Here is a 25,712-nt window from a genome sequence, read left to right as displayed (position 1 = left end):
GGTCGTTAGGCTATTTTGTTAGTGGCCATCAACCGCTCCCCCAGCAGGTGGCGGGCGCGGGACAACTGGGATTTGCTGGTGCCCTCGGAGATGCCCAGCAGGTCGGCTATTTCGGCGTGGGAGTAGCCTTCCACGGCGTACAGGTTCAGCACGGTGCGGTAGCCCAGCGGCAGCGTCTGCATCAGGCTCACCACGTCGTTGGCCGAAAGCTGGTCGAGCGGCGTGCCGTCGGGATGGGCCTGCTCGGTGGCTTCCTCATAGTCCACATGCGGGCCGCGCAGGCGGCGCTGGTGGTAGGCGTTGATGGCGGTGGTCACGGCAATGCGTCGCGCCCAGGCCTCAAAAGGGCCCTGCCCCGCGTATTGGTGCAGGTTGGTGAAGATCTTCACGAAGGCGTTCTGCAGCGCGTCTTCGGCTTCGTCCCGGGTCGGGCAATAACGCAGGCATACCCCCATCAGTCGGTAAGACAGATGCTCGTATAGTTGGCGTTGGGCCGCCGGCTGGCCGCGGCGGCAGCCGGCTAATATCTCGTCGAGTTGCGGCATAGCGTACTAATTAGACGGCGAGGGGAAAGCGTACACTCCGGAATAAAACAGCCTTCTGCACCCATGACCGGGCGGCCCCGGGGTGGGTTGCGCGGGGTATAAAAAATAGTGTGAAGTTGTCCGCGGGTCGGCCTTGAGCACACCTTTGACCCCGAAACATGCGGCGAAAATCACGAAATACCTAGCTTCGCTGCGCCAGCTTTTGGTGCCGGCCGTTTACCCTGCTTTTTCCATGACGCTACCCATCTACCAGGTCGACGCCTTTACCGATAAAGTATTTGCCGGCAACCCCGCCGCCGTGTGCCCGCTGGCCGAGTGGCTGCCTGCCGACACCATGCAGGCCATTGCTGCCGAAAATAATCTTGCCGAAACCGCCTTCTTCGTGCCCCGCGCCGGCACCGCGGCCGAGTACGAGTTGCGCTGGTTTACGCCCGCCGTGGAGGTGGCCCTGTGCGGGCACGCCACGCTGGCCACCGCCCACGTGTTGTTTCGCCACCTGGGCGCCACGGTCGAGGTGCTCACATTTCACTCGCAAAGCGGCCCGCTGCACGTGCGGCAGCAGCCCGGTGGCCTGCTCACCCTCGACTTTCCGGCCCAGCCGCCGCAGCCGCTCACCCAGCACCCCGACGGCCTGCTCGACGGCCTGCGCGCTACGCCCCTGAGCATCCTGGCCGGCCCTGATCTGGTGGCCGTATTCGATACCGAAGCCGAAGTACTGGCTCTTCGTCCCAGCATGACGCACCTGGCCAAGGTGGAATACCGCGGCGTCATTGCCACGGCGCCCGGCGCGGGCGGCGTCGATTTTGTGTCGCGCTGGTTCGGGCCCCGCGTGGGCGTGCCCGAAGACCCGGTTACCGGCTCGGGCCACACGCAACTGGTGCCGTACTGGGCCGCGCGCCTCGGCAAAACGCAGCTGCATGCCCGTCAGGTATCGGCCCGCGGCGGCGACTTGTGGTGCGAGCTGCACGGCGAGCGGGTGCTCATCAGCGGCTACGCCGTAACCTACCTGCGCGGCGAAATAGAGCTGCCCTCCTGGAACTGACGCGCTTCCTGGTGCTGGAGCCGCAGGGCCCGCGGGCCGAAAAGTACCTGCCGCGCCTGGACCGGCTCATGCAGGCCGGTACCGAAAAACCGGCGAGAAAAACATCAACATCAGCCGACAGACGCTGGACGACGCCAAAAAAGGCAAGGGCGCCGACAACTTCGCCCAGACCCAGATGCTGCTCTCGATGATGGCCGCCCTGGACTACGACGACAAAAACAAGGACAAAACGCCCACGGCCCGCATGGCCGAAAAGTTTAACGACCTCATCGGCAGCCTTGCCGAGCAGGGCAGCGGCAGCCACAAAGGCTTCGTGTGGGAGTATTACGTGCCCTACTTCCTCGAAATGAAGCGCAAGGATTTCGTGCCCGCCTTCACCTATCTCATCCGCGCGGCCCACACCGATCAGCCCGACGTGCAGCGGTGGCTGCAGGCGCACACGGCGCAGGTGGAGGGGTTTCAGGAGTGGTCGAAGAATTACGCGTGGCCTAAATAGCACTGTTCGATGGAGTCAGCACAAAGTCAGGAGAATACGGAGGGCATTGTGCCCGAACACAAGGGCGACGAGCAGGCTGTGAAAAACCTGCGCCACGCCACGGAAGCACAGATTCTGGCAAACCGCGACGAATTGTTATCCTGGACCCAGGACGGCAACTGGCCCGTCGCCTACGGGGTAGGGAAGGCGCTGGCAAAGCACCTGCCTGCTATCAGGGAGGATGTTCTTCGCATTCTGCGTGGGTCCGATGGTCTCTGGAAATACTTTTTCATGGGGCTCGTCATCGGCAGGGCCCGCGTAAGCAGCATTGACGAGGAAATACGGCAGGAGCTGCGCCGCATTGCCCGGCAACCCACGCCCAACGAGCAGGCCGAAGAAGCCGACCAACGGGCGCAAAGCTTATTGGAAGAGTTAGGGTTCTGAAGCAGCCGTGAGGCCGCTTACGCGGCCGGCTTCTTGCGGGCGGCTACGGCCTTTTTGCCGGCCACCGGCGCAGCCATCTTATCGGGGTTGTCGGCCAGGAACTTGCCCCAGCTCTTGCCGCCGGCTTTCACGTTGTTGCCCTTCTGGTGGTGGTGGCACATGGCCACGGCCAGGGCATCGGTGGCGTCGAAAAACTTGGGGGCGTCCTCCGCGGGCAGGTTCAGCGTCTGGCGCAGCATGCTGGCTACTTGTTCCTTGGAGGCCGCGCCGGTGCCCGTCACCGACTGCTTTACCTTCGTCGGGGCGTATTCCACGTAGGGAATCTGGCGCGAAAGGCAGGCGGCAATGGCCACGCCCTGCGCCCGGCCGAGCTTGAGCATGCTCTGCACGTTGGCCCCGTAAAAGGGTGCTTCGATGGCCAGCTCGTCGGGGAGGAACTCCTCGATGAGCTCGATCATGCGGTCGAAGATCTTCTTTAATTTTACCGCGTGATTGGACCCAAACGCCTTGAGATTGATGACGTCGTAGCGCAGCACCTGCACGCGCTGCCCGGTGACCTCAATAACGGCGTAGCCCATGATCTGGGTGCCGGGGTCGACGCCCATGATAATCTTGGGCAGGTCCAGGGAAGCGGGGGAGGGGAAAACGGCCATCTACCACAAAGTTACGCAACGAAACCCCGGCACGCCCCAAAAACTCGGCGGCGCGACCTGCGCCCCTGGGTCGTGCTGGGCAAAGTGGCTGTCACGCTGCTCACGCTGGCTTTGCTCTGGCAATCGGTAGTAGCCGATGCCGCCACGGCCGCCGCCTGGCGCGGGCTCATCACCGATGCTGAGCGCACGCCGGCCTTGCTGGCCCTGCTGCTCGTGCCCGTAAACTGGGCTCTGGAAGCGGCCAAGTGGTGGCGCCTGGCGCGGCACCTGGAGCCCGTGTCGTTCGGCCGCAGCTTTCGGGCGGTGCTCACCGGCCTCACGCTCGGCTTCGTGACGCCCAACCGCGTGGGCGACTACGCCGGGCGGCTGCTGGAGCTGAAAAACCGCCGACCCGAAGCCTTAGGCGCCGTATTTTTGGGCCGTTACTGCCAGCTGGTTATTACCCTGCTGGCCGGGTCGGCCGGGGTGCTGTACTTCGTGACGCGCTACCTCGGGCCGCAGTATCCGCTGGTGGCCGCCGGCCTGGGCCTGACGGCCGTGCTCGGCAACCTATTGCTGCTCCTGCCGCTCTACCGCAGCCGCTACCTGCTGGCGGCCGTGCTGCAGTGGCGGCCGTTGCGGCGTTTTCAGCGCTACACCGCCAACCTGCCCCACTACCCGGCTTCGGTGCTGACGCAGGTGCTACTGCTCTCGGGGCTGCGCTACGGGGTCTTCACGGCGCAGTTTGGTCTGCTGCTGTGGGCCTACGGTGCCCACGCGCCGCTGGGGGCCGCGCTGGCCGCCATTGCGGGTACCTTCCTGCTGAAGTCCTTGGTGCCTTCGCTCAATGCCCTCACCGATGTCGGGGCCCGGGAGCTGTCGGCTACGCACCTGTTCGGGCTGCTGGGGCTGCCGGTGCTGCCGGTGCTGTCGGCCAGCCTGAGTTTGTGGGTGCTCAATATTGCCCTGCCCAGCGCCGCGGGGCTGCTGTTCGTGCTGCGCCTGAAGGTGCTGCGGCGCGGGCGTAAGCGCAAACAGGCCGCATGAGTGCAGCTGGCTGGCTGGCGGCCGTTGCGTGCGTACCGGCGCTGATCTACGCAGTGATATTCACGCGCTACGCCCAGGCCTGGCGGCGGCTCCCGGCCGCATCGGGAAGGCCCGGTCAGCCAACGCTGCCGGGCAATGCGCCGCAGGTTGCCGTGCTGATTGCGGCCCGCAACGAAGCCGCCACGCTGCCGCAGCTGCTGGCCGATTTGCAGCGGCAGAGCTGGCTGCAAACGGGTGGGCAGTTCGAGGTTATCGTCGTGGATGATCATTCCACGGATGCTACGCCCGAGCTGGTGCGCACCGCTGCCCAGAGTAGCTCTTACCCGCTGCGTCTGCTGCCGTTGGTCGAGCTGCCGGGGCAGCGCACCGGCAAAAAAGCCGCTATCGAGGCCGCCCTGGCCGCTACGCAGGCGCCGTGGGTAGTCTGCACCGATGCTGATTGCCGGGTGGCCGAAGGTTGGCTGGCGGCCTACAGTGCTTATCTGAATCAGCCCGACGTGCACTTTATCAGCGGGCCGGTGCTGCTGACGGGCACCGGGTTGCTGGCCGAACTGCAAAGTTTGGAGTTGGCCGCCCTGGTGGGAACCGGCGCGGCCAGCATTGCGCTGCGGATTCCCACCATGTGCAACGGTGCCAACCTGGCCTACCGCCGCGCCACTTTTGCCGCCGTGGGTGGTTTCCAGGGCAATGCGCACGTACCCAGCGGCGACGACGAGTTTCTGCTCCACAAAATAGCGGCGCGGCACCCCGGCGGCATCCGGTTTCTGTGCGAAGCCGCCGCCGTGGTGCAAACAGCTGCGCAGCCTACCCTTGGGGCTTTGCTGCAGCAGCGGGTGCGCTGGGCCAGCAAGTGGCGACACTACCAAAGCCCGGCTTCGCGCCGCCTGGCCCTGGTGGTACTCGGTGCCAACGTGGCCTTGTGGTTACTGATGCTGATACTTCTTTGGCAGCCGGTCCTGTGGCCGTGGGCTGCGGCTGGGTGGGCGCTGAAGCTCGGCGCCGATGTGCTGTTTCTGGCGCCGGTACTACGGTTTTTTCGGCGCCGCCGGTGGCTGATGTGGGTGCCGCTGCTACAACTGGTGTACCCGCCGTACGCCCTGGCAGTGGGGCTGCTGGGCCTGCGCGGCAGTTACCGCTGGAAGGACCGCCAAGTAGTGCAAAAACCGCAGAATTAGCTTGGCTCATAACGGCGCGAGGGGTACTTTTTGGCCGATTTCATTAGTGCCATTCAATCCCGCTTCGCCATGTCCCGTAATGCCCTGACGCTGGTATTTCCAGCTGCTGTTGCCCTGCTCGTCTGCAGCCTTGTCGTCTTGTTCCTGACGGCTACCGGCCTTGAGTCGGGGCCAGTAGTAGCCGCTGAACAAGAGCCCGTCCCGAGTGAACAGTTGCTCGATTCGACCCAGCTGGCCCACTCGCCGCAAGCCGATTCGTTGCACCTGGCTTCTCTGAACCTGACGCCCGCCGATGCGGAAGCCGTTGCGGCCGGCGACGCCCTGTTCAAAAGCAACTGCGCCCAGTGCCACGCCGTCAACGACGTAGTGATAGGGCCGGCCTTGGCGGGCCTTGAGAAGCGCCGCCCGCTGCCGTGGATTATCAAGTGGGTGAAGAACTCCAGCAAAGTGGTAGCCAGCGGCGACGAGTACGCGGTGAAGCTCTTCAACCAGTATCAGAAGCAGCAGATGCCCAGCTTCGCGCTCAGCGACCAGGAAATTGAGAGCATCGTCCAATACGTCCGCGCGCAGGAAGGGCGTCCTGACGGACCAGCTATGTACGCGCCGGCCGTAGCCGCTGCGGATTAAACCCGCCGGGGGATGGTAAAGGGCTTCGCATTCCTGCCCCGCCGATGATACCTTTGCCCATCATCCGCTGAGCCTTCCGCCGTGACCGACGCCGAATTCGATATCCTCGACGAACTGTACTTCGTCACTTCCTTCCCCGACCTGCAGCAGCGCACCGGCCTGACGGCCCCCGAGCTGGAGCAACAGCTGCGCGGCCTGCTGGAGCAGGGCCTCGTGCGCTGCTTCTGGCCCGACCCCGACACGGAGCTGGCTTACGAGCCCACCTCGTTCGGCGCCCTGCGCCAGGACTGCTTTTTCCTGGCCACGAAGGAAGGCCTGTTGCAACACAACACGCGCTAATGGCCGCGCCCACCGTTGCGGCCGCACCCACTGCGGCGCCCGTGCGCACCCCCGGCTACTACGTGCGCCGGCGGCTGCTGCGCAACCAGCCCGCCATGGCCGGGGCGCTGTTTATTGCCCTGTGCGCCCTGGTAGCCATTCTGGGCTACCTCGTGCTGCCCGACAGCACCCCCGATGCCAACAACAGCCTGGTGCAGTTGCAGAAGCAGCCGCCGGGCTTTCGGGCCACCATTCTGCGCCTCGCTATGCCCGACTCGGCGGGCGAAGAAGCCGGCAACCTGGGCCGCCGCTGGTTGGGCGGTAGCCCGGCGCAGTTTGCCGAAGTGCCCATCGGGGGCTGGCACGTGGTGGGGGATACGCTCGTGGCGCAGCCCTTTCAGGCCCCCGGCGCCCTGCCCGAGGCCGAGCGGCGCTACGCATTGTCGCAGGTAACGGGGCACGCCGGCCCGGCCGCCGCGCTGCGCGCCGAAATCGAGCAAAACCACCTCGTGCAGCGCACCTACTGGCTGGGCACCGACAAAGCCGGCCGCGACGAGCTGAGCCGTCTGCTGCTGGGCACCCGCATTTCCCTCGGCATTGGCCTGGTCGCGGTGCTCATCTCGCTGGCCATCGGCGTGGCCGTGGGGGCTATAGCGGGCTACGCCGGTGGCTGGCTCGACTCCCTGCTGCTGGGCGTGATGACGGTAGTATGGAGTATTCCGGGCATTATGCTGGTCATTGCTATTTCGCTGGCATTCGGCTCCAAAGGCGTGTGGACCAGCTTCGTAGCCGTGGGCCTGACTATGTGGGTCGACGTAGCGCGGGTGGTGCGCGGGCAACTGCTGAGCCTGCGGGAGAAAACCTTCGTGGAGGCCGGCCGCGTATTGGGCTTACCGACGAGCCGCTTGCTGGTGCGCCACCTGCTCCCCAATCTGCTCGGTCCGCTCATTGTCATTGCCACCAGCAACTTCGCCGCCGCCATCCTGCTCGAAGCCGGCCTGAGCTTCCTCGGGCTGGGCGTGCAGCCGCCGGCTCCCTCGTGGGGCCTGATGGTGAACGAAGGGTTCCAACTTCTGGGCACCCAGGCCGGTTTGTGGCTTACGCTGCTGCCGGGCGCGGCTATTAGCCTGCTGGTGCTTAGCTTTAACCTGCTCGGCAACGGCCTGCGCGACGCTTACGACCCTAAAACGCCCCTTCAGTGAGGTCAGTTGAGGAGTTAGTGAGGGAGGAGTTTATGAGTTACGTTCTGCCTCAGAAACCTCCTTTTCAATAACTCTTAAACTTCTGCCCTCGCTAACTCAGACCCTGCCCCTATGGCCCATTCGCTGCCCCCGCTCACCCAAGAGGAGCACCTTCTGCTGAAGCTGAAGGAGCGGGAGCTTGCCGCCTTGCTGGAAATTACCCAGTCCATCAACGGCGAGCCCAGTGACGAGAACCTCTACAAGATTTTCCAGTTTACCCTGCTCGGGCAGCTCGGCGTGCGGCAGCTGGCCGTGTACGTGGCCGAAGACGGCCAATGGCGCTGCCCAGTAGCTTTCGGGCCCGGCATGCCCGATTTCCGCGGCATCACCCTGCCCGAGCAACTGCAACGCTTCCCCCCGGAGCACCCCGTCGACGTGGCCGACCTGGAGCTGGGCAGCCCCTGGCAGCACTTTGCCTCGGTGCTGCCCGTGCGCCAGAGCGACCAGCTGCTCGGCCTCGTGTTCATCGGGTTGCCGCACCAGAACTACACCGGCACCATGGAGGCCCGCCGCGAAGCCGTCACGTTCATCGAGTCGCTGAGCCAGATTCTGCTCGGCGCGGTGTCGTCGCGGCGGCTGGTGCGCCAGCAGGTGCAGGCCGCCGCCGTGCGCAAGGAGATTGAAATTGCCCAGGAAGTGCAGGCCATGCTCTTCCCCAACAAGCTGCCCAACGACGCGCACGTGGCCGTGCACGCCACCTACGTGCCGCACACGGCCGTCGGCGGCGACTTCTACGACGTGGTGGCCATCGATAAGGAACGCTTCCTGTTCTGCGTGGCCGACGTATCGGGCAAGGGCGTGGGCGCCTCGCTGCTCATGTCGAACTTCCAGGCCGGGCTGCGCACGCTGCTGCGCCAACAGGCCAACTTGGCCACGGTGGTAAGCGAGCTGAACAACCTCATCTTCCGCAACTCCGGCGGCGACCGGTTTATCACGGCTTTCTTCGGCGTGTACGACCGCAGCACCCGGCAGCTGGAGTACGTCAACGCCGGCCACAACGACCCGCTGCTGCTTCCTGACGTGGGGCAGGGCCCGGTGCAGGCCCTCAAAACGGGTACCATCATGCTCGGCGTGATGGAAGATCTGCCCATGCTGAAAGTGGGCCGCCTGGAAGTGCCCGCCCACAGCCTGCTGCTCAACTACACTGACGGCCTGACGGAAGTGTTCAACGAAGCCGGCGACGAGTTTGGCGAGGAAGGCGTGCTGCGCACGATGCAGGAACAGCGCTATCTGCCGCTGCCCAAGCTGCACGAGGAGTTGCTGCGCCGCATCACGGCCTTCAACGTCAAAGGCACGCACTACGCCGACGACATCACCATCCTGACCTGCCGCTTCCGGTGAAAAAACGCGTGGTGCTGGCCTGTGGCTTGCTGGGCTGTGCGCTATCTGGCCAGGCGCAGGAGCCTGGCGGGCCCATGCCCGGCATGGCGGCTTTCGACAGCGCTTATCAGGTAGGAGGCATCCGCTTCGGTACGGAACCAGCGCCGAACCGGGGGCTACGGCCCACCGGCTCGGGGGTGGGCAAGCGCTGGAAAACCACCAAGCTCTACCAACAGGGCCAAGACACGCTGATAGCCGGCGCCCCTACGCGGCCCACGTACTGGGTGCGCAACGGCCGCTTTATCGGCATCACCTGCGACTACGACCGCCGCATCAGCCCCGAACTGCTCCTGGCGGCTCTCACAAAGCAGTTTGGTCCGCCGCGCGCCGGGGATGGGGCGGGCAGCTACTATTGGCTGGGCCGGCGCACGTACGTGCTCCTCGAGCCTCTGTATCCCAAAGGCTCCGCGGTGCACATGGCCAGCCTCGATATGCTCAACGAGCAGGTTATGGAAACGCGCGTGCGGCAGGAAGCCCGGACTACCCTGGGCTGGAAACCCGATGCTACTGGTCTGCCACGGCAACTACCAACGCAGCACTAGCAGCAACTACTGACGGAAACGGCGCAGCAGCTTACCGCGCTGGGTGTAGATGGCGTCTACTTGGAAATAGGGAATAGCCTCGCAGGAGTACATCAAGCCTCGCTCACCCACGTTCACGTCGTCGCCGAAGTGGCCGCGCACCACAATGGTATCCTCCGCCGGGAGGCCCAGGCGTGAGTAGTAGCGGTGAAAGGCCACGGTGTCGTTGTAGCGGCCGACAGGGTAGGGCACCAGCAGTGTTTCGCCCTTGAACAGCCAACGCGCCAGCGCGTTAGGGTGCTCGATACGGTGCATCTGGTACGCCTCGTAGAATTCGTCGCAGCCCCACTGCGAAGGCCAGCTGATGGTCACGCGCGTGCCGGCCGTTACACGGGCTTGCACGGCATCTACCGCGGCCTGGCCTAGCCCGAACAGTACCACTAGCAGGAGCAAAATCAACGGTATAGCCAGCAGGCACCCGAAGGCTTTCAACAGGCGCTTGGAAAGCTCGAGTAGGCGGGCCATAAGCATACCAGCTTGAGATTGGCAAGGCGGCCTTTAAGCCGCCACCAAAGGCACCCCGGCCTGCGGAGCGGGAGCAGCTTCGTCGAGCCAGTCCTTGCACCGGATCAGCACTGCCAGCCCAATGAAGAAGAACGAGCCGATTTTGTCGACTTCGATGAGCTCGTTCAGCGTCAGGTGAAAGATGATGACCACCAACGACAGCGTGACGGCCAGCACCACCCGGCGAATACGGGGCTGGGCCGCGGACCGGTGGTAGAGCCGCTCGGCCACCAGCAGGGTCACGCAGACCAACAGCGCAAACAAGGCAAAACCCGGCACGCCCTGCTCGGCCAGCTGCAGCAGGAAATAATTGTGGGTGGTGGAGTGCTCCGGATTATCCGATACGTAGGTGCGGAAACTCTTGACGGTGTAGCGCTTATACTCCGGATAGAAGGTGGAAGGGCCGCTGCCCGTCACGGGTTTGTCGGCCAGCATGCGGGCGGCGGCTACCCAGCGGTACACCCGCTCCATACCCGACAGATCCTCCAGCTTGTAGGTGGCCTCCAGGTGCTTTTCGAAGTTCTCCCCGTTCCAGATGGTCTTCTCGAAGTCAGGGGCGTAGAGCATGTAGTTGTTTTGCTGCACGAAGTACAGCGCGCCGCTAAAAGCGCCCAGAAACGCGCCCAGCAGCACCCAGCGCGTGAGGCGCAGGCGCATCACCCAGTAGAAAATACCCGCTATCGGAATGGAGAGGATGGAGGCGCGGGTATAGGAGAGAAGCAACCCAAACGTGAGCACCACCATGGCCACGCGCCACGCCCAGCGCCCAAGGCCGCGGCTGGCCTGGGCCGCGTAAAACGCGTAGGGCAGCAGCAGGGCCATCACCGTGGCGTAGATGACGTGGTTGATGTAAAACGGCTGAATGGCCCAGTTGACGTCGGCGAAGCTAAAGCCCCGGGTGGCGTGGCGGGCGGCCGCGTAACACACTGTGAGGCACGCCGCAGCCGCGTGGCAGGCCGCTATGCGCCATACATCGGCGGGGCGCTTCACCAGCAGCAGCGTGACGAGCAGAAACGGACCGAGGTACCAGGTCTTGGCCAGCAGGTACTTGATGGACTTGGTCGTGTCGACGGAAAACACGCTGGACACGCTGGCCCAGAGCAGCATCAGGGTCAGAATGACTACGAAAGGGTGCAGCAGCTGGTGGCGGGTAAGCCCGCTGCGGCCGCTCAGCACGGCTGCGCCGAGGCAGCCCAGCAGCACCAGCATCAACGGCTCGGAGGGCACGTCCAGGCTTAGGCCGCCGGGCAGGGCCACTTCGCGCGAAAAGGCCAAGGTGCTAAGCAGCAGGTAGTACACCCAGCGCCAGTCCACCACCAGCACGCCCACGCCCACCACGGCCAGGGCGGGCAGCAGGCCCCATGGCGACTGCGCCAGCAAGCCCACGGCCCCGCCGCCTACCAGCAGCAGTACAAACGCGACGAAAATCCGCTCGGGAGTGTCGCGCGGCCGCAGGCGGCTCAACAGCGCGCTCATGACACGGCCACGGCCTCGGGCTGAGGCCTGGTGGTGCGCCGGTACAGCTCCAGCAACGAAATGACGATAACCGACAGCACGAACGTGATAAACACCGACGAAGCCACGATCAGCCAGCGGATGGGCTTGGCCTTGCGCGCGGCAGGGTAGGCCTTTTGCACCACGTACAAGGACGAAATCTTGCCTTTCAGGGCCAGGTCGGCGTTTTCGTAGGCCGAGCGGGCGTTGATCAGGCGCGTCTGCAGGTCGTTGAAGCGGGCGTAGAGGGTGTTCATCGAGTCGGTGCCGGCCACGTAGCTTTCCAGGTTCACCACGTTGCCGCCGTCGGCGCGGGTGAGGCCGCGCAGGGCGCGCCGCAGGCCGGCGGCTTTGCCGTTGTCGCCTTCGCCCTCGGCCCGGCGCAGCGCCGCTTCGGTTTCGATGATTTCCTTGGCCAGGTAGCGCGACTCCATTTCCAGGCCGTGGATGCCGTAGTGGCGGCGGCCAGCCAGCAGGGCCAGGCGGGTGCGGTCGTACTCGCGCTGCACGAAGGTGAAGCGCGTGCGGTAAAGGTCGAGTACGCTGCGGCGGTTTTCCAGCGTCAGCTGCTGGTTAAAGGAGTCCACGACGCTGACCAGCTCGTTGGCAATGCGGGCGGCCAGGTGCTTGTCCTGGTCCTGAAAAGTCAGCTCGATGGCGTCGCGCTCGGTGTGCACGATGCTCAGGTTGGAGTTGAATTCCTCCAGCGTGGCCTGGTCGGCCATTTCGTCGCCGGGCGTGCCGAACTGGTAGTGCTGGTGCAGGCGAAACTTGCGGATGATGTGCTCGGCCACCGGCTGCGAGGTGCCGATGGTGATGACGCGGTCCAGGTCTTCGTTGCGGCTGCGCACCTCCAGCTTGTTGCCCTCGGGGGTCACAAAGCGGTCCGGATCGGTCGATTCGGGGTTGGTGGGGTAGAAAACGGCCGTCGACTTGAAAATATTCGGCAGCAGCAGCGCCACCACGATGCTCACCACTGCGGCCAGCGTCACGGCGCCCAGCACCAGGTATTTCCAACGGTTGACAATCGGCCAAAGGCCCAATAATGAGTACGGGCGTGCGGACATGTAGCGCAACTAGGGAAGAAGACGGCCGGGCCGCGAGCCCTCAGGGCCACGGGCGGACTTGGCAAAGCTACCACAAAAACCGGGTACGCGCGGCTTTTTGGTAGCTTTGCGGCCCTACCCTTTTTGCCGGTCCCATCAAACGCTTTTTCGGAAATATCAGCCTCGCCGTTCTGCTCAACCTGCTCGTGAAGCCAGGCTGGGTGGTGGCCGAAAACGTGGTGCAGGACCGCATCGGCCACGCTGCGTTCGGCACGTTTGCCGCCCTGCTGAACTTCACGCTGGTGCTGGCCTCGGTGTCGGACCTGGGCATCACCCAGCACACCACCAAGCGCGTGGCGGCCGAGCCGGGCTTTCTACCGGAGTACTTTCCCACGGTGCTGCCGCTGCGCGGGGCACTGGGGTTGCTGTTTCTGGGCATCATGGTGGCCGGCGGCTGGCTGATCGGCTACCGCGGCCACACGCTGTACCTGCTGGCCCTCATCGGTGGCGGGCTGCTGCTGACGCAGTACGCGCAGTTTTTGCGCGGCGCGGTGCAGGCCCACCAGCACTTCAATACCGACGCTTGGCTCTCGGTGCTGGAAAAGGCGCTGATGCTTGGCCTGGTGCTGGCCCTGCTGCCCATCGGCATCACCCTGGACCGTTACGTGACGGTGCGCACGGCGGCGGCGGTATTTACCTTTGTGCTGCTCTACGCGCTGGTAGCCAGGCTCTTCGGGCGGGTACCATGGCGCCCCAACCGCGCCCAGGCCGGCGAGCTGCTGCGCGGCAGCCTGCCTTTTGCCCTCATCACTCTGCTCTATGGCATGAATGAGCGCATCGACATGCTGATGATCGAGCGGCTGGCCTCGCCCCGGGAGGCGGGCTACTACGCCGGGGCCTACCGCTGGGTGGATGCCGTGATGATGTACCTGTGGACGGTGCTGCCGCTGTTCTTCGCCAAGTTTGCTCACGCCCTGCGCAACCGCGATGAGCAGCGTCAGTTGCTGTGGTTTGGGCAGCGCGTGGCCACGGTGCCGTTGCTGTTTATCTGCGCGTTCGTGCTGTTTCGCGGCGAGCTGCTGTTCTTTCAGTTCAGCCGCAGCTCCCCGGCCGAGCTGGCCCGCATGACGCTGTGCGCCCAGCTGCTGTTTCTGAACGTGCTGGTGCACGCCTTCTTCGCCATCTACAGCACCCTGCTCACCAGCACCTCGCACGAGCGGCCCGTGAGCTGGCTCGTAGCCCTGAGCATTGCCCTCAATATTGGCCTGAATGTGCTGCTGCTGCCGCGCTACGGGGCCGTAGCCGGCGCGCTGAACACGCTTATCTGCGCCGTGCTGGTGTCGGGGGGGTACGTGGCGCTGGTGCAACTGCGGGCTGGCGTGCCCGTGCCGTGGGGGCTGCTGGGGCGCCTGGGCGGTACTTTCATGGGCCTGTGCGCGGTGTGGTACGGCTTGCAGCAGCTCACGGACCTGCACTGGATAGCCGAAAGCGTAGTGGCTGGGCTGGTGTTCGTGGCGTTGCTGTTTGGCAGCGGCGTGCTGCGGGTAGGGGAGTTGCGGGCGGCGCTGAAATCAAAGGTTTGATAATTAACCCAAGTTGCGGAGCTAGCTTTAGCTTCTAGCTCGGGCCCCGCTCCGCAACTTGGGTTAATTAGATACTTATTCCTGAAGTGAGCCCGCCAAAGACGCCGCGCCCGACCATTAGCATATCAGCACATTTTCCACATTAGCACCTTGAATATCGCCGTCAACACCCGCTTCCTGCTGCCCGGCGACCAGCTCGAGGGCATTGGGCGCTTCACCTACGAGACGCTGCGCCGCTTGGTGCAGCAGCACCCGGAGCATACTTTCCACTTCCTCTTTGATCGGGCCTACGACCCGCGTTACGTGTTCGGGCCCAACGTGGTAGCCCACGTGCTGGCGCCGCCGGCCCGCCATCCGTTTTTGTTTGTGGCGTGGTTTGAGGGCGCGGTAGCCGCGTGGCTGCGCCGGCACCGGCCGGCCGTGTTTCTGAGCACCGACGGCTTCACCACGCTCACTACCAGCGTGCCGCGCCTGACGGTGGTGCACGATTTGGCCTTCGAGCATTTTCCGCAGGACGTGAGCTGGCTGGTGCGCCAGTACTACCACTTTTTCTTCCCGCGCTTCGTGCGGGCGTCGCGGCGCCTCGTGGCCGTATCGGAAGCTACGCGGCAGGACATCGTGCAGACCTACGGCACCGAGCCGGCCCGCATCGATGTGGTGTACAACGCCGCCGACGCCCATTTCCAGCCCTTGCCCGATGCAGAGCAGGCCGCTGTGCGGCAGCGCTTCAGCGGCGGCCGGCCCTACATCCTCTTTGTTGGGGCGCTGCAGCCGCGCAAAAACCTGGTAAATCTGCTGCGCGCTTTCGAGCAGTTCAAAGCCCAGACCAGCTCCGACACCCAGCTGCTTATCGTGGGGCGTAAGGCCTGGAAAGCCGGCCCCATCTTCGACGTGTACCAGCAGATGCAGCACCAGGCGGCGGTGCACCTCACCGGGCGCGTCTCGGATGAAGAGCTGGTGCAGCTGTACGGCGCGGCCCGTGCCTGCGCCTACGTGCCTTATTTCGAGGGCTTTGGCATCCCCATCGTGGAGGCCCAGCAAAGCGGCTGCCCCGTGCTGACCTCCGATCGGAGCTCCATGCCCGAAGTGGCCGGCCCCGGCGGTGCGCTGCTAGCCAACCCCTTTTCGGTGGACGAGCTGACGGCCGCGCTAAGCCGCCTCGACGCCGACGAAGCCCTACGCGCGCAACTGCGGGAGCAAGGGCTGCAAAACGTCAAACGGTTTAGCTGGGACGAAAGCGCCCGGCGGCTGTGGGGCAGCATCGAGGCTGTAGTAGCTGGGAAGTAAACAAGGATACTTTATTAGTAACCAGGTTTATTACCTAAGAGCGTGTTTGGATTTTGCTCAAAAGCGAAAATTAGGGCCTCATGCTGAGCGCAGCCGAACCATCTCGCGTGCTTCGTTGAAAAACGAAACAGAACGTCATGTCGAGCTTGTCGAGGCCTCTCGCGTGCTGACTCCTGATTGTAATCTTATCCATTCGACGAAAAGGATACTATCTAGCGAGATGTCTCGACAAGCTCGACATGACGTGCCAAGAACTTCCTGAATAGCTTCTTGGAGTCGCCGCGCGGTGCCCAGTCAACGTGCTCTTTTTCGTCAGCGGATTGATCAGGCCGCGCCGCGGCGGGAGAAAGGCGGCCGGAGCCGAATATAAGCGGAAGCACGCCCGGGCCGGTCTGCGGTGCCCGTCTTACCTTCGCGCTTCCTCGTTATCTGAACTCTACTGCCCATGCACCTGCACCGCCTGCCGGGCCTTATGCAACGCTGGCTACCCGGCGCCATCTGGCAGGGGCCCGCCGCTGCGCAGCCCACGGTGTACCTCACCTTCGACGACGGCCCCATCCCCGAAGAAACTCCTTGGGTGCTGGAGCAGCTCGCGGCATACGAGGCTAAGGGTACATTTTTCTGCGTGGGCGAAAACCTGGAGCGGCACGCCGCCGTGGCCCGGCAGGTGCTGGCCGCCGGGCATCGGCTGGCCAACCATACGCACCGGCACCTCAGCGGCTGGACGACCTCCCGCGAGGAGTACTTGCAGGATATTGCCCGCTGCCAACAGGCCCTGGACGAGCTGCAGCCCGGTGCCCCCCGTTTCTTCCGCCCGCCTTACGGCCGCATTACACCGGGGCTGCAGCGCGCCTTGCAGCCCGGCTACCGCGTGGTCATGTGGGACCTGCTCACCTGCGACTACGACCGCGCCTACGCTCCCGAGCAGTGCCTGCGCGACGCCCTGCGCCTGACCCGGCCCGGCGCCGTGGTGGTGTTCCACGACAGCCTGAAAGCCAGCCCCAACCTGCGCTACGTGCTGCCGCGCTACCTGCAGGCGCTGGCCGAGCGGGGCTACCAATTTGGGGCGCTGTGAGCCGCCAATTTTTCTTCTGCCCGTGAGTGTCGTTCTGAGTGTCTTTTTCATCGGTTGGTTTGCCTTGCTGCTGGGGGCGTGGGTGCTGTTTAGCCGCCGCCGGGCGCCGCAGGCGCAGCCGCTGCCCAGTCCGCCCCCGCGGGTGAGCATCCTCATTGCGGCCCGCAACGAAGAAGCCGCCATCGGCCGCTGCCTGCGCAGCGTGCGGGCCCTCCGTTACCCGCCCGAGTGCCTGGAAGTGCTACTCGGCGACGACGCCAGCTCCGACCGCACCGCGGCCGTGGCCGCCGAGGCTATGGCCGGCTTCGCGGGCTCGTTTCGCATCATTCCCATCACCGATACCCTGGGCGCGGCCCGGGGCAAAGCCAACGTGCTGGCTCACCTGGCCCGCGCCGCTACCACCGAGTACTTCCTCATCACCGACGCCGACATCAGCCTGCCCGCTACCTGGGTGCAGGGCCTGGTGGGCCACCTGCGGCCCGGCATGGCCACCGTCACGGGCCTTACGGTGGTGAGCGGCCCGCGTCTGTTCGACCGGGTGCAGGGGCTGGACTGGCTGATGTCCTTGGCTCTGGTGCAGATGGTATCAGACCGCGGGCAGCCCGTTACGGCCATGGGCAACAACATGCTCATCACCCGCGCCGCCTACGAGGCCGTGGGCGGCTACGAGACCCTGCCGTTTTCGGTCACCGAAGACTATGAGCTGTTCCAGGCCATCCTGCGCCGCGGCTACAGCTGGCTGAACGTGTTCGAGCCGGCCGTGCTGGCCGAGTCGCTGCCCATGCCCTCCTGGCGCGGACTGCTGCACCAGCGGCGGCGCTGGCTGCGTGGGGTGGAGGGCCTGCCGCGGCACATTCAGCTCGGGCTGATCTACTACGCGGGCTTCTACCCGGCGCTGCTGGTGGCAGGCTGGCTGTGGGGCGGCGCGGCGGGGCTGGGCATCCTCGGCGCCAAACTGCTGGCGCAGGCACTACTGGCCGGCAGCGCCTACGGCAAGGTGGGCCGCCGGGCTCCGCTGCATTTGCTGCCCTTGTTTGAGCTGTACACGCTGGCCGTCACGGCAGGCCTCACCGGCTTTCGGTTCAGCCGCCGCCCCTTCGAGTGGAAAGGCCGGCAGTACCGCGAGTAGCGCCGGGCCGGGCCACCCCGCAGGCTGCCCGGCGCCGCATTACGTCCCAGCTGACTAGTTTTGCCGTACCCTCCCAAACGTTCACAACCGGAGGTCAGCGGAGCTAAAATCCGTGCAATCCGGTTAATCCGCCCTGATCCGTGATTCTGACTGATTCCCACGCCCACATCTACGCCGAGCAGTTCAAGCCCGACCGCGACGACGCCCTTGAGCGTGCCTACGCCGCCGGCGTCAGCACCATCCTGATGCCCAACATCGACCACACCAGCATCGACGCCATGCTGGAAACCGAGGCGCGGCACCCCGAGCACTGCTTCGCCATGATGGGCCTGCACCCCTGCCACGTGCTCAAGGACTTCGAGCGGGAGCTGTACCGGGTGGAAGACTGGCTCACCAAGCGCCCCTTCGCCGGAGTAGGGGAGTGCGGCATCGACCTGTACTGGGACAAAACCACCCTGGCCTGGCAGCAGGAAGCGCTGAAAGTGCAGCTGGATTTGGCGAAAAAGTACCAGCTGCCCATCGTGCTGCACACCCGCGAGGCTTTCCAGGAAACCGCCGAGCTGGTGGAAGCCGCCCAGGACGGCACGCTCACCGGCGTGTTTCACTGCTTCTCGGGCACGCGTGAGGAGGCCGAGCGCGCCATCAAGCTGGGCTTCAAGCTCGGCATTGGTGGGGTGGCCACGTTCAAAAACGGCGGCCTCGATCAGGTGCTGCCCCACATTGGGCTGGAGCACCTGCTGCTCGAAACCGACTGCCCCTACCTGGCGCCGGTGCCCCACCGCGGCAAGCGCAACGAGCCCAGCTACCTGCCGCTGGTAGCCCGCCGCGTGGCCGAACTGCTGAAGAAGGACGTGGAGGAAGTGGCCGAAGCCACGACCACCAACGCCCGTAACCTCTTCAAGCTCTAGCGCCGTGGCCGAACAACTGCAGCCCTCCGTCATCGTCGATGCCGCGGCGGGCGCCACTGCGCCCCGGGCCTCGGTGCTGGTGATATACACCGGCGGCACGGTGGGCATGTCCGTAAACAAGCGCGGCGAGCTGGTGCCGATGAAGTTTGGGCAGATTCAGAAAAAGATGCCCGAGCTGCGCCAGCTGGGCATGCAAGTGTCGGTGCTGAGCCTGCCCGAGCCCATCGATAGCAGCAACGTGACGCCGACCGAGTGGCTGCAGCTGGCCGCCATCCTGCAGCAGCACTACGATGCCTACGACGGCTTCGTGGTGCTGCACGGCACCGATACCATGGCCTACTCGGCGGCCGCCCTGAGCTACCTGCTCGAAAACCTGGGCAAGCCCGTCATCTTCACCGGGGCGCAGGTGCCCGTCGGCCGCATCCGCACCGATGCGCGCCGCAACCTCGTCACGGCCCTGGAAATTGCGGCGGCTCGCCACCCCCGCGCCGGCACCGTGCGCGTGCCCGAGGTGTGCGTGTTCTTCAACGACGTACTGATTCGCGGCACCCGGGCCAAGAAGGTGGAGAGCCAGCATTACTCCGCCTTCAGGAGCGAGAACTATCCGCCGCTGGCGCGCGCCGGCATCGAGCTGGAGTTCGACGACAACCTGCTGCGCCTGTTGCCCGCCGGCCCGCTGCGCGTGCACCCGCACCTGGAGGACCGCGTGGTGGTGCTCAAGCTCTTCCCGGGCATCACCGAGCATATGGTGCGCGCCATCCTCGGCGCCGCCGACCTGCGCGGCTGCGTGCTCGAAACCTACGGCTCGGGCAATGCCCCCACCAGCCCGTGGTTTTTGCAATGCCTGCGCGAAGCCACCGAGCGCGGCGTGTACGTGCTCAACGTGAGCCAGTGCGAGGAAGGACGCGTCATCCAGGGCCGCTACGAAACCAGTGCCCACCTTACCGAGCTCGGCGTTATCGGCGGCGAGGACATTACCACCGAGGCGGCCATCACCAAGCTCATGTACGTGCTGGGTTTGGGCCGCGACGCCGAAACCACGCGCCGCCTGCTACTGAGCGACTTGCGCGGCGAAATCTCGGTCAGCCAGGCCGCCGGCACCAGTATCCGCTTTTAGCGGCTTGCGTATGTGCGAAATGCCGCGTTACTTTGCGCAGCTTTCCGCTACCTAGAGAGGTGTCCGAGTGGTCGAAGGAGCACGCCTGGAAAGTGTGTATGGCCCAAAAGGTCATCGTGGGTTCGAATCCCATCCTCTCTGCTGAAAAGCCCGTTCCTGATGCAGGGACGGGCTTTTTGCTTTTCGGCAGCAGGTGCGTTGGTGGCAGTATTGTACTTGATGGCACATCCGCGCATTTTGGGCGCAGGCGGCCTTGGAGGGAGGTTATTGGGCTGCGGCGCGGGGTGGCTATATTCTAAGTAATTAAGGCTGTGTCGGAAAGCTCCAGAACGGTCATGCCTGATCTGGCGTCCGCGCGGTTGAAGGTCGTCGGGCTTCGTTGGGCCTCACCCCCCGGCCCCCTCTCCGTGGGAGAGGGGTAGCCTGACGGCGCATGATGTTTAATAAGCTCAGAACGAGTATTCGGACACAACTGGGTTGGTAATGCCTAATCTGGCGTCGGCGCGGTAGGGGTGCCCTTCGACTGCGCGGACGCCGGATCAGGCAGGACGGGCTTGCTTATGCTGCGTACGCGCCCTCGGCGGTGGCGCGGAGCAGGCTGAGAGCGGTAAGCGTATCCAGCAGCGGCTGCACTTTCTCCGGCTTGGTGCGCTTGAAGCGGGTGGCTACCTGAGCCGCCGTAAGGGCCTGGCCGGCCTGCTGCACGGCGTCCCGTACGGCCTGCATCTGCTGGGCCAGCTCGGCGGGCCAGGGCTGGGGGCCGGTGGCCTCCGTGGCGGCGGCCGTAGCGGCAGCGGCCTGGGCGGCGGGCAGCGCCAGCGTGGCCTGCTGCAGCTCCGGCGCCTGGTAGGCGGGGCGCAGGTACCGCACGTGGCCGGCCTGCTCTTCGCGGGCGCGTTCGTGGTTGAGACGCACCAGGCGGGTCAGGATTTCGGCGTCGGGCAGGTCGGTGGGCCAGCCGTAGGCGGCGGCCACGGCGGCGTCGAGCTGCTGGTGCAGGCTGAGCACCACGGAGGCCAGGCCCTGCTCATTGATGGTTTTCTCCTTGGCGGTGCTCAGGGGCTGGCCGGCGCGCAGCTTCTCCACCACGTTGTAGAGGTCGGTCAGCGTTAGCGCGGGGTGGGCCGCCTGTTGGCGCTTGCGGTGTGCGTCCAGATGTTCGGCCAGCTCCCGGATGCGGGCCTGCTGTTCGGGCGTGGCGTCGGGGAAGGGGAACGGGTCGAACCCCTTGCTCTTTACATACACAGGCCGATCCTCTAGTGTACTGCCCGTGCCGCTAGCCCAAAGTAAATGGATACGGCTAGAAAGAACACCTAAATAGAAGGCATCATCCAGCGCAATAGCAACCAGCTTGTTATCCGGCATAACGTCAGCACTCACGAATTGGAAGATCCTGTGCTTCGCAGTTTCTACGGTAGCAATAAACCGGGATAATCCTTTCAAAGCAGGCCGGAAATTTCCCCTCGGCTCACCAAAGAACCACCAATTGTTCCGGTAAGAAGCACGGTTGTTTTGGTCGCGTTCAGGCTTGACATTTTCAAGCAGATGCTGATATGCTGCCGGATATTGCGCTAACACTTCTTCGGCTTTTAAGCCGAAAAAATCAATAACCATCACTCCACGCGGTTTATCTGTTAAGTCGCGTCCATTACGGTAAGGCCGGATATGGTTCTCCAAGCCTGCTACAGTATGCAAGCCCATTTTTTTCGCTTGCTCAGGAGTAACTATAAAACCTGCCCCCATCAACTGAACACCTCGGTTGCCCAACCCTTCATTTGCCTTTAAAGCAGTGGCACTGTCCAAAGCCGCCCCGATCGACAAGTCGGGAAGAATTTGACCTTGTTGTTCTGAAAAAGTCACTTCGGCAGCTTCCTCACCTTGAGGAACTGCTTCCGTCTTTATCGTCAATAACTGGCCTAATACTAGCGCCTTCGAAGTACGTTCAGCTACAGTCATAGCAATACGCACAGCGGCTCCATCAGCACTATCCACCCAAGGATGGTCAGGTATAGCAAAGGTGAGCGTAAGCGGGGCCGGGTCGCCTTCCAAGAAAGGCTGCATTACCCGGCGGTTAAAGGTTTGTTTGAGGCTGTTAGTCGTAATGAATCCCAGCCGTTCGGCGTCGCCTCGTTGCACGGCAGCAGCAGCATTGTACCACCAGTACATTACCAGGTCAGCCGAATCAGGCACTTTGCCTTTATAGGCTTTACGCAGGGCTTCGGTATACCCGTCGCCTAGTGCGTCACGCATTCGGGCCGGGCCCACAAACGGCGGATTGCCGACAATAAAATCCGCTTTGGGCCACTCGGCTGACTGCGGATTCGGGTAGTCATACACGGGCGTCCGGGCGCTTTCATCGGGCACGGGCTGGCCGGTGACGGGGTGCGGCTTGGTGGTGCCGTCCCAGCGCGTCACGGGGTTGCCCTGGGCGTCGAGGCGGGGCACGGGCGGGCCGTGCTGCAGGGCGGCGTCCTGCTGGCGAATGTTCTGGTATTCATCCAGCAGCGGCTCCCGTAGCTCGGAGGGGCCGTAGGTGCGCAGGTGCCACTGCAGGTAGCCGATGCGCAGCACCACGTCGGCAATGGCGGCGGCGCGCGGGTTCAGCTCCAGGCCCAGCAGCTGGTGCGGGCTCACGGTGGTACCGCCGCCCAGGTCGAGCAGGCCGGTGTGCCCGTAGCTGTTGATAGCGGCCAGTACTTCGCCTTCCAGGCGTTTGAGGTGTTCCAGCGTCACGTACAGGAAGTTGCCGGAGCCGCAGGCGGGGTCGAGGATGCGGATGGAAGTCAGGCGCGACAGGAAGCGTACCAGCTCGGCGCGGGCTTCCTTGCTTTGGCCTTCCTCCAGGCGGCGGCCTGCGCGGCAGCCCACTCCCGGCGCAGCGGCTCCAGCACGGTGGGCAGCACCAGCCGCTCCACGTAGCGGCGCGGGGTGTAGTGCGCGCCCAGGCTGTGCCGCTCTTTGGGGTCGAGGGCCCGCTCCAGCAGCGTACCAAAAATGGCCGGCTCTACTTCCGTCCAGTCGGCCTTGGCCGACTGCAGCAGCAGCTCGGCCTGGTCGGCGTTGAGGGGCAGGGCGGTGGTGTCGTGGAACAGCTTGCCGTTGAAGCGCTTGATCCGGGCCTTCAGCTCCGAGGAGAAGCCGCCGGTATCCATGGTGCGCCACAGGTTGCTGAGCACGTCGGGCAGGAAGGGCAGCAGCTCGGGGGTACGGTACTCCGTCAGCACGCCCGTAAACGAGGTTTTGGGTATCAGCCCGGTATCCTCGGCAAACATGGTAAAGAGGCAGCGCATCAGGAATTGCGCTACCACGTCGGTATGGTGGCCGGCCTGCTCCAGCTGCGCCGACAGGCGGGCCAGCCGCCCGGCCAGCTCCCGCGTGACGCGGGCGGCGCGGCGGCTGGGGTCGAGGGCCTTGGGGTCGAGGAAGATTTGGCGCAGCAGCGCGCGGGTGCTGTCCTCGGCCAGCTGGGGCAGCAGCAGCCGAAACCGGATTTGGTCGGGGAAGGGCACAAACGAATCCCCAACCCCGGCGAAGTTGCTGTACACGTCGATGCAGTAGCCCACATCCACCACCAGCACAAACAGGGGGCGCGGTTCGTCGGCGGGCAGGGCGCGCACGTAGCCCAGCGCCTGCTGGCGGGCGGCCTGCATCATTTCGGCCCACTTGGCGGAGCCGCGCACGGCGTGGCCCTTGCGGCGCTTGTTGGCTTCCAGGCCCAGTTCGGCGCGCTGGGCCTTCTGCTGCTGGTCGGGCGTGTCGGTGCCCTGTTTGGTTTCCAGCACAAAGCAGCCACGCTTGTAGAGGTCGATGCGGCCGGTGCTTTTCCTGGGGCCGTCGTTGAACTGCACGGCCCGCTCCAGTACGTAGGCATCCTGGGCGGGGTCGTCGGTGGTGGGGTCGGGCCGGGGCACGCCCAGCAGGTCGCAGAGGTCTTGCAGGAACAGGCCGTAGTTGGCCCGTTCGGCACCGCCGGCAGGTTTCCAGCGGGCTTCAAAATCAGCGTAAGTCACGGGTACGGATAGCGGGTAAGCGAAGGGGCCCGGAAGATAGGTAGCTGGGCCGTTATTTGCCGTACTTATCGGCAGCTGAGTACCGGCCCAGCTTGCTTTAGCCCCATTTGCTCCATTACCAGGATGGGCACAGACCGGCCGTTTTCGTCCTGCTGGTACACGGGCACTTCTGCCTTACCCAGGACTGCGAATATGGTGCGCGGGTTGAAGGCCGTTTGGTGCTCCACGGCCAGCGTATAGCGGTGAAAGTCAATCGGGCTGCTGGTACCGATGTAGTTCCCGTGGCTTTCGGGGGCGCGCAAGAAGCGGCAAACGGCGGCAGCGCGTCGGGACTGAACCTTTGGCCAGTATCCTACTGCTCCTGCACCCAGATGTTGCGGAAGCTGATCGGCTCGCTGGGGTCGCCGTGCGCCTGCAGCTTGATGGGCGACGGGCCGTGCGCCTGGTAGTGCGGCTGGCCGATGTAGAGCGTGGGGCCGGCCAGGGCAACGTTGTTCTGGACCACTACGCCGTTGAACTTTACCGTCACGCGGGCGGGCGTTTGCAGCGCGCCGTCGGGCTTGAACGTGGGTGCCGTCCACTGCACGTCGTACGACTGCCACTCGCCGGGCTTGCGCGCGGGGTTGGCCCGCGGAATCAGCTGCTTGTAAATGCTGCCCGCCATGCCGTTGACGTAGGTCGGGTTCTGATACGAATCCAGTACTTGCAGCTCGTAGCCCACGTCGCCGGGCCCCAGCGAAGCCAGAAATACGCCGCTGTTGCCCCGGGCCTGGGCCTTGCCGGTGATGCCGGCCGGTACCCGCCACTCCAGGTGCAGCCGGTAATTGGTGAAGGTGCGCCTGGTTTCGATGTTGCCCACCGTTTTGTCCACCGTGAGCAAGCCGTCGGCGACCTGCCAGCGGGCCGGCTGCGTGCGGTCAGCGGCCGATACCCACTCGCGCAGGTCCTGGCCACTGAACAGGACGATGGCTCCCTTAGGCGGCGGCGTGGCTTGCAGCTTGCCTGCCACCGTTTTCGGCACCGGCTGCCACACTTCGGTGTCCTCCGGTTTGGCTGCTTGTTGCGCGTGGGCCGTCATGGCAAAACCTACAAGTAAAGGAGCAAAGACAAGGAAGGGCAGCTTCATCAAGGCAAATCTAGTCGGGAAAGAGGGTAGGGGCGGCTCACACGTCGCAGAGCTGCACGGCGCGGCGCAGGGAAGCCAGCTTATCGGGCTGCTGGGGCATGAACTCCTGGGCTACGTAGCCCTGAAAGCCGGTGGCCTTGATGGCCCGCATGATGGCTGGGTAGTTCAGCTCCTGCGCGTCTTCGATTTCGTGGCGGCCGGGCACGCCGGCGGTGTGGTAGTGGGCAATGTAGGGGTGGTACTCGGTGAGGGTGCGGATGACGTCGCCCTCGTTGATCTGCATGTGGTAGATGTCGTAGAGCAGCTTAAAGTGCTCCGAATCGAGCCGCTTAGCTAGCTCCACGCCCCAGCGCGTCTGGTCGCATTGGTAATCGTGGTGGTCGATTTTGCTGTTGAGCAGCTCCATCACCAGCACCACCTTGTGCCGCTCCGCCAGGGCCAGCAGGGGCTGCAGGCCCCGCACGCAGTTGGCCCAGCCAGCTTCATCCGACATGCCGCGCCGGCTGCCGCTAAAGCAGATCAGGTTGGTGTAGCCCGCCTTGGCCACCAGCGGAATCATCTCGCGGTACTGTTTCTGCAGCTGCGCGTGAAACCGTGAGTCGTTGAAGCCGTCGGTCAGGTTGATTTCGGCCCCGTTGCACATGGGCGAGTCCAGCCCGTACTTTTTGAGCGTCGGCCAGTCTTTCGGTCCCACCAGGTCGATGCCGCTGATGCCGATTTGCTTCGCGGCGGCGCAGAGTTGCTCCAGCGGCATATCCTGAAAGCACCACCGGCACACCGAGTGGCGCAGGTTGTTCTTCAGGTTCGCGGCGGCAGCTGGCTTGTCATCGGCGCGGCAGGCCCCGGCCAGGCCGGCCGTGCCCACGGTAGCCGCGCCGGCCAGCAGGCCTTTCAGGGCAGCACGACGGTTCCAGGCAGCAGCCATA

Annotated in this window: 26 protein-coding genes and 1 tRNA gene; 17 read left to right on the top strand and 10 right to left on the bottom strand. The window is 64.6% G+C overall.

The window, feature by feature from the left end; all coding sequences use genetic code 11:
- Nucleotides 1–5: 5 nt before the first annotated feature.
- Nucleotides 6–545 (bottom strand): RNA polymerase sigma factor, encoded by a 540-nt coding sequence (locus B0919_RS19835; protein ID WP_078014027.1) that lies wholly within the window; start codon nucleotides 543–545, stop codon nucleotides 6–8.
- 232 nt (nucleotides 546–777) lie between these two features.
- Between B0919_RS19835 and B0919_RS19830 the strand changes: the two genes are divergently transcribed.
- The 3 genes from B0919_RS19830 (at nucleotide 778) to B0919_RS19820 (ending at nucleotide 2,506) form a co-directional block, all read left to right on the top strand.
- Nucleotides 778–1,587 carry a PhzF family phenazine biosynthesis protein gene (locus B0919_RS19830; protein WP_078014026.1) on the top strand — a complete coding sequence of 270 codons (810 nt, stop codon included), beginning with the start codon at nucleotides 778–780 and terminating at the stop codon, nucleotides 1,585–1,587.
- Nucleotides 1,588–1,762: 175 nt separating this feature from the next.
- Nucleotides 1,763–2,083, top strand: a complete 321-nt coding sequence (locus B0919_RS19825) for a hypothetical protein (RefSeq protein ID WP_139362272.1) — start codon at nucleotides 1,763–1,765, stop codon at nucleotides 2,081–2,083.
- 9 nt (nucleotides 2,084–2,092) lie between these two features.
- Nucleotides 2,093–2,506 carry a DUF5071 domain-containing protein gene (locus tag B0919_RS19820; RefSeq protein ID WP_078014024.1) on the top strand — a complete coding sequence of 138 codons (414 nt, stop codon included), beginning with the start codon at nucleotides 2,093–2,095 and terminating at the stop codon, nucleotides 2,504–2,506.
- A gap of 17 nt (nucleotides 2,507–2,523) precedes the next feature.
- Here B0919_RS19820 and ruvC read toward each other — a convergent pair whose 3' ends face one another.
- Nucleotides 2,524–3,159, bottom strand: a complete 636-nt coding sequence (ruvC, locus tag B0919_RS19815) for a crossover junction endodeoxyribonuclease RuvC (RefSeq protein ID WP_078014076.1) — start codon at nucleotides 3,157–3,159, stop codon at nucleotides 2,524–2,526.
- A 72-nt stretch (nucleotides 3,160–3,231) separates the two neighbouring features.
- On the opposite strand from ruvC, the gene B0919_RS19810 reads away from it, so the two are divergent.
- The 7 genes from B0919_RS19810 (at nucleotide 3,232) to B0919_RS19780 (ending at nucleotide 9,468) form a co-directional block, all read left to right on the top strand.
- Nucleotides 3,232–4,185: a lysylphosphatidylglycerol synthase domain-containing protein gene (locus B0919_RS19810; protein ID WP_176133146.1), complete on the top strand. Its 954-nt coding sequence runs from the start codon at nucleotides 3,232–3,234 to the stop codon at nucleotides 4,183–4,185.
- A gap of 152 nt (nucleotides 4,186–4,337) precedes the next feature.
- Nucleotides 4,338–5,360, top strand: a complete 1,023-nt coding sequence (locus tag B0919_RS19805) for a glycosyltransferase (protein ID WP_176133145.1) — start codon at nucleotides 4,338–4,340, stop codon at nucleotides 5,358–5,360.
- 69 nt (nucleotides 5,361–5,429) lie between these two features.
- Complete coding sequence (locus tag B0919_RS19800; RefSeq protein WP_078014075.1) at nucleotides 5,430–5,987, top strand: c-type cytochrome; 558 nt, start codon at nucleotides 5,430–5,432, stop codon at nucleotides 5,985–5,987.
- Nucleotides 5,988–6,068: 81 nt separating this feature from the next.
- The gene (locus B0919_RS19795; RefSeq protein WP_078014021.1) at nucleotides 6,069–6,326 is read left to right on the top strand and encodes a MarR family transcriptional regulator; all 258 of its coding nucleotides are present in this window, start codon (nucleotides 6,069–6,071) and stop codon (nucleotides 6,324–6,326) included.
- On the top strand, nucleotides 6,326–7,507 hold the full coding sequence (locus tag B0919_RS19790) for an ABC transporter permease (protein WP_078014020.1): 1,182 nt from the start codon (nucleotides 6,326–6,328) through the stop codon (nucleotides 7,505–7,507). The genes B0919_RS19795 and B0919_RS19790 overlap by 1 nt, the downstream gene beginning before the upstream one ends.
- A 111-nt stretch (nucleotides 7,508–7,618) precedes the next feature.
- Entirely contained in the window at nucleotides 7,619–8,887 is a 1,269-nt protein-coding gene (locus B0919_RS19785) for a PP2C family protein-serine/threonine phosphatase (protein WP_139362271.1), read from the top strand.
- Entirely contained in the window at nucleotides 8,884–9,468 is a 585-nt protein-coding gene (locus B0919_RS19780) for a hypothetical protein (protein ID WP_078014019.1), read from the top strand. Before B0919_RS19785 ends, B0919_RS19780 begins: the two co-directional genes overlap by 4 nt.
- Nucleotides 9,469–9,474: 6 nt before the next feature.
- On the opposite strand, the gene B0919_RS19775 is transcribed toward B0919_RS19780, so the two are convergent.
- From B0919_RS19775 to B0919_RS19765, 3 genes are read right to left on the bottom strand one after another with little or no spacing between them, the layout of a single operon-like run.
- Entirely contained in the window at nucleotides 9,475–9,972 is a 498-nt protein-coding gene (locus B0919_RS19775) for a hypothetical protein (protein WP_078014018.1), read from the bottom strand.
- Nucleotides 9,973–10,005: 33 nt separating this feature from the next.
- Nucleotides 10,006–11,487: an O-antigen ligase family protein gene (locus B0919_RS19770; protein ID WP_078014017.1), complete on the bottom strand. Its 1,482-nt coding sequence runs from the start codon at nucleotides 11,485–11,487 to the stop codon at nucleotides 10,006–10,008.
- Complete coding sequence (locus B0919_RS19765) at nucleotides 11,484–12,572, bottom strand: hypothetical protein (protein WP_078014016.1); 1,089 nt, start codon at nucleotides 12,570–12,572, stop codon at nucleotides 11,484–11,486. Before B0919_RS19765 ends, B0919_RS19770 begins: the two co-directional genes overlap by 4 nt.
- Before the next feature lie 185 nt (nucleotides 12,573–12,757).
- On the opposite strand from B0919_RS19765, the gene B0919_RS19760 reads away from it, so the two are divergent.
- The 7 genes from B0919_RS19760 (at nucleotide 12,758) to B0919_RS19730 (ending at nucleotide 19,791) form a co-directional block, all read left to right on the top strand.
- Nucleotides 12,758–14,134 (top strand): oligosaccharide flippase family protein, encoded by a 1,377-nt coding sequence (locus B0919_RS19760; protein ID WP_078014015.1) that lies wholly within the window; start codon nucleotides 12,758–12,760, stop codon nucleotides 14,132–14,134.
- Between the two features lie 150 nt (nucleotides 14,135–14,284).
- Entirely contained in the window at nucleotides 14,285–15,421 is a 1,137-nt protein-coding gene (locus B0919_RS19755; protein WP_078014014.1) for a glycosyltransferase family 4 protein, read from the top strand.
- Nucleotides 15,422–15,866: 445 nt separating this feature from the next.
- Nucleotides 15,867–16,496: a polysaccharide deacetylase family protein gene (locus B0919_RS19750; protein WP_176133144.1), complete on the top strand. Its 630-nt coding sequence runs from the start codon at nucleotides 15,867–15,869 to the stop codon at nucleotides 16,494–16,496.
- A 22-nt stretch (nucleotides 16,497–16,518) separates the two neighbouring features.
- Nucleotides 16,519–17,625: a glycosyltransferase gene (locus B0919_RS19745; RefSeq protein WP_176133143.1), complete on the top strand. Its 1,107-nt coding sequence runs from the start codon at nucleotides 16,519–16,521 to the stop codon at nucleotides 17,623–17,625.
- A gap of 140 nt (nucleotides 17,626–17,765) precedes the next feature.
- Nucleotides 17,766–18,533, top strand: a complete 768-nt coding sequence (locus B0919_RS19740) for a TatD family hydrolase (protein WP_078014012.1) — start codon at nucleotides 17,766–17,768, stop codon at nucleotides 18,531–18,533.
- A gap of 4 nt (nucleotides 18,534–18,537) precedes the next feature.
- On the top strand, nucleotides 18,538–19,650 hold the full coding sequence (locus B0919_RS19735; protein WP_078014011.1) for an asparaginase: 1,113 nt from the start codon (nucleotides 18,538–18,540) through the stop codon (nucleotides 19,648–19,650).
- A gap of 53 nt (nucleotides 19,651–19,703) precedes the next feature.
- Nucleotides 19,704–19,791: transfer RNA gene (locus B0919_RS19730), tRNA-Ser, on the top strand.
- A gap of 417 nt (nucleotides 19,792–20,208) precedes the next feature.
- Here B0919_RS19730 and B0919_RS19725 read toward each other — a convergent pair.
- The 5 genes from B0919_RS19725 to B0919_RS19710 all read right to left on the bottom strand — a co-directional run bounded on the left by B0919_RS19725 (nucleotide 20,209) and on the right by B0919_RS19710 (nucleotide 25,711).
- A complete protein-coding gene (locus B0919_RS19725; protein ID WP_254846630.1) occupies nucleotides 20,209–22,518 on the bottom strand; it encodes a class I SAM-dependent DNA methyltransferase in 2,310 nt (769 codons plus the stop codon).
- Nucleotides 22,434–23,660, bottom strand: coding sequence for a type IIL restriction-modification enzyme MmeI (locus B0919_RS25765; protein ID WP_254846629.1), 1,227 nt, complete (start codon nucleotides 23,658–23,660; stop codon nucleotides 22,434–22,436). Before B0919_RS25765 ends, B0919_RS19725 begins: the two co-directional genes overlap by 85 nt.
- Nucleotides 23,661–23,725: 65 nt before the next feature.
- Nucleotides 23,726–23,962 (bottom strand): hypothetical protein, encoded by a 237-nt coding sequence (locus tag B0919_RS19720; protein ID WP_078014010.1) that lies wholly within the window; start codon nucleotides 23,960–23,962, stop codon nucleotides 23,726–23,728.
- Nucleotides 23,963–24,012: 50 nt separating this feature from the next.
- Complete coding sequence (locus B0919_RS19715) at nucleotides 24,013–24,786, bottom strand: DUF1080 domain-containing protein (protein WP_078014009.1); 774 nt, start codon at nucleotides 24,784–24,786, stop codon at nucleotides 24,013–24,015.
- Nucleotides 24,787–24,823: 37 nt separating this feature from the next.
- A complete protein-coding gene (locus B0919_RS19710) occupies nucleotides 24,824–25,711 on the bottom strand; it encodes a hydroxypyruvate isomerase family protein (RefSeq protein ID WP_078014008.1) in 888 nt (295 codons plus the stop codon).
- Nucleotide 25,712: the final 1 nt, after the last annotated feature.

Origin of the sequence: Hymenobacter sp. CRA2 (genome assembly GCF_002007105.1) — a bacterium.
Lineage (GTDB): Bacteria > Bacteroidota > Bacteroidia > Cytophagales > Hymenobacteraceae > Solirubrum.
This window is presented reverse-complemented; position numbering and strand designations above follow the sequence as displayed.

What these genes read in the sequence shown, in the direction of transcription:
- B0919_RS19835 (WP_078014027.1), bottom strand. Translation starts at nt 545, where the DNA reads ATGCCGCAACTCGACGAGATATTAGCCGGCTGCCGCCGCGGCCAGCCG.
- B0919_RS19830 (WP_078014026.1), top strand. Translation starts at nt 778, where the DNA reads ATGACGCTACCCATCTACCAGGTCGACGCCTTTACCGATAAAGTATTT.
- B0919_RS19825 (WP_139362272.1), top strand. Translation starts at nt 1,763, where the DNA reads ATGCTGCTCTCGATGATGGCCGCCCTGGACTACGACGACAAAAACAAG.
- B0919_RS19820 (WP_078014024.1), top strand. Translation starts at nt 2,093, where the DNA reads ATGGAGTCAGCACAAAGTCAGGAGAATACGGAGGGCATTGTGCCCGAA.
- ruvC (WP_078014076.1), bottom strand. Translation starts at nt 3,159, where the DNA reads ATGGCCGTTTTCCCCTCCCCCGCTTCCCTGGACCTGCCCAAGATTATC.
- B0919_RS19800 (WP_078014075.1), top strand. Translation starts at nt 5,430, where the DNA reads ATGTCCCGTAATGCCCTGACGCTGGTATTTCCAGCTGCTGTTGCCCTG.
- B0919_RS19790 (WP_078014020.1), top strand. Translation starts at nt 6,326, where the DNA reads ATGGCCGCGCCCACCGTTGCGGCCGCACCCACTGCGGCGCCCGTGCGC.
- B0919_RS19785 (WP_139362271.1), top strand. Translation starts at nt 7,619, where the DNA reads ATGGCCCATTCGCTGCCCCCGCTCACCCAAGAGGAGCACCTTCTGCTG.
- B0919_RS19775 (WP_078014018.1), bottom strand. Translation starts at nt 9,972, where the DNA reads ATGGCCCGCCTACTCGAGCTTTCCAAGCGCCTGTTGAAAGCCTTCGGG.
- B0919_RS19770 (WP_078014017.1), bottom strand. Translation starts at nt 11,487, where the DNA reads ATGAGCGCGCTGTTGAGCCGCCTGCGGCCGCGCGACACTCCCGAGCGG.
- B0919_RS19765 (WP_078014016.1), bottom strand. Translation starts at nt 12,572, where the DNA reads ATGTCCGCACGCCCGTACTCATTATTGGGCCTTTGGCCGATTGTCAAC.
- B0919_RS19750 (WP_176133144.1), top strand. Translation starts at nt 15,867, where the DNA reads ATGCACCTGCACCGCCTGCCGGGCCTTATGCAACGCTGGCTACCCGGC.
- B0919_RS19715 (WP_078014009.1), bottom strand. Translation starts at nt 24,786, where the DNA reads ATGAAGCTGCCCTTCCTTGTCTTTGCTCCTTTACTTGTAGGTTTTGCC.
- B0919_RS19710 (WP_078014008.1), bottom strand. Translation starts at nt 25,711, where the DNA reads ATGGCTGCTGCCTGGAACCGTCGTGCTGCCCTGAAAGGCCTGCTGGCC.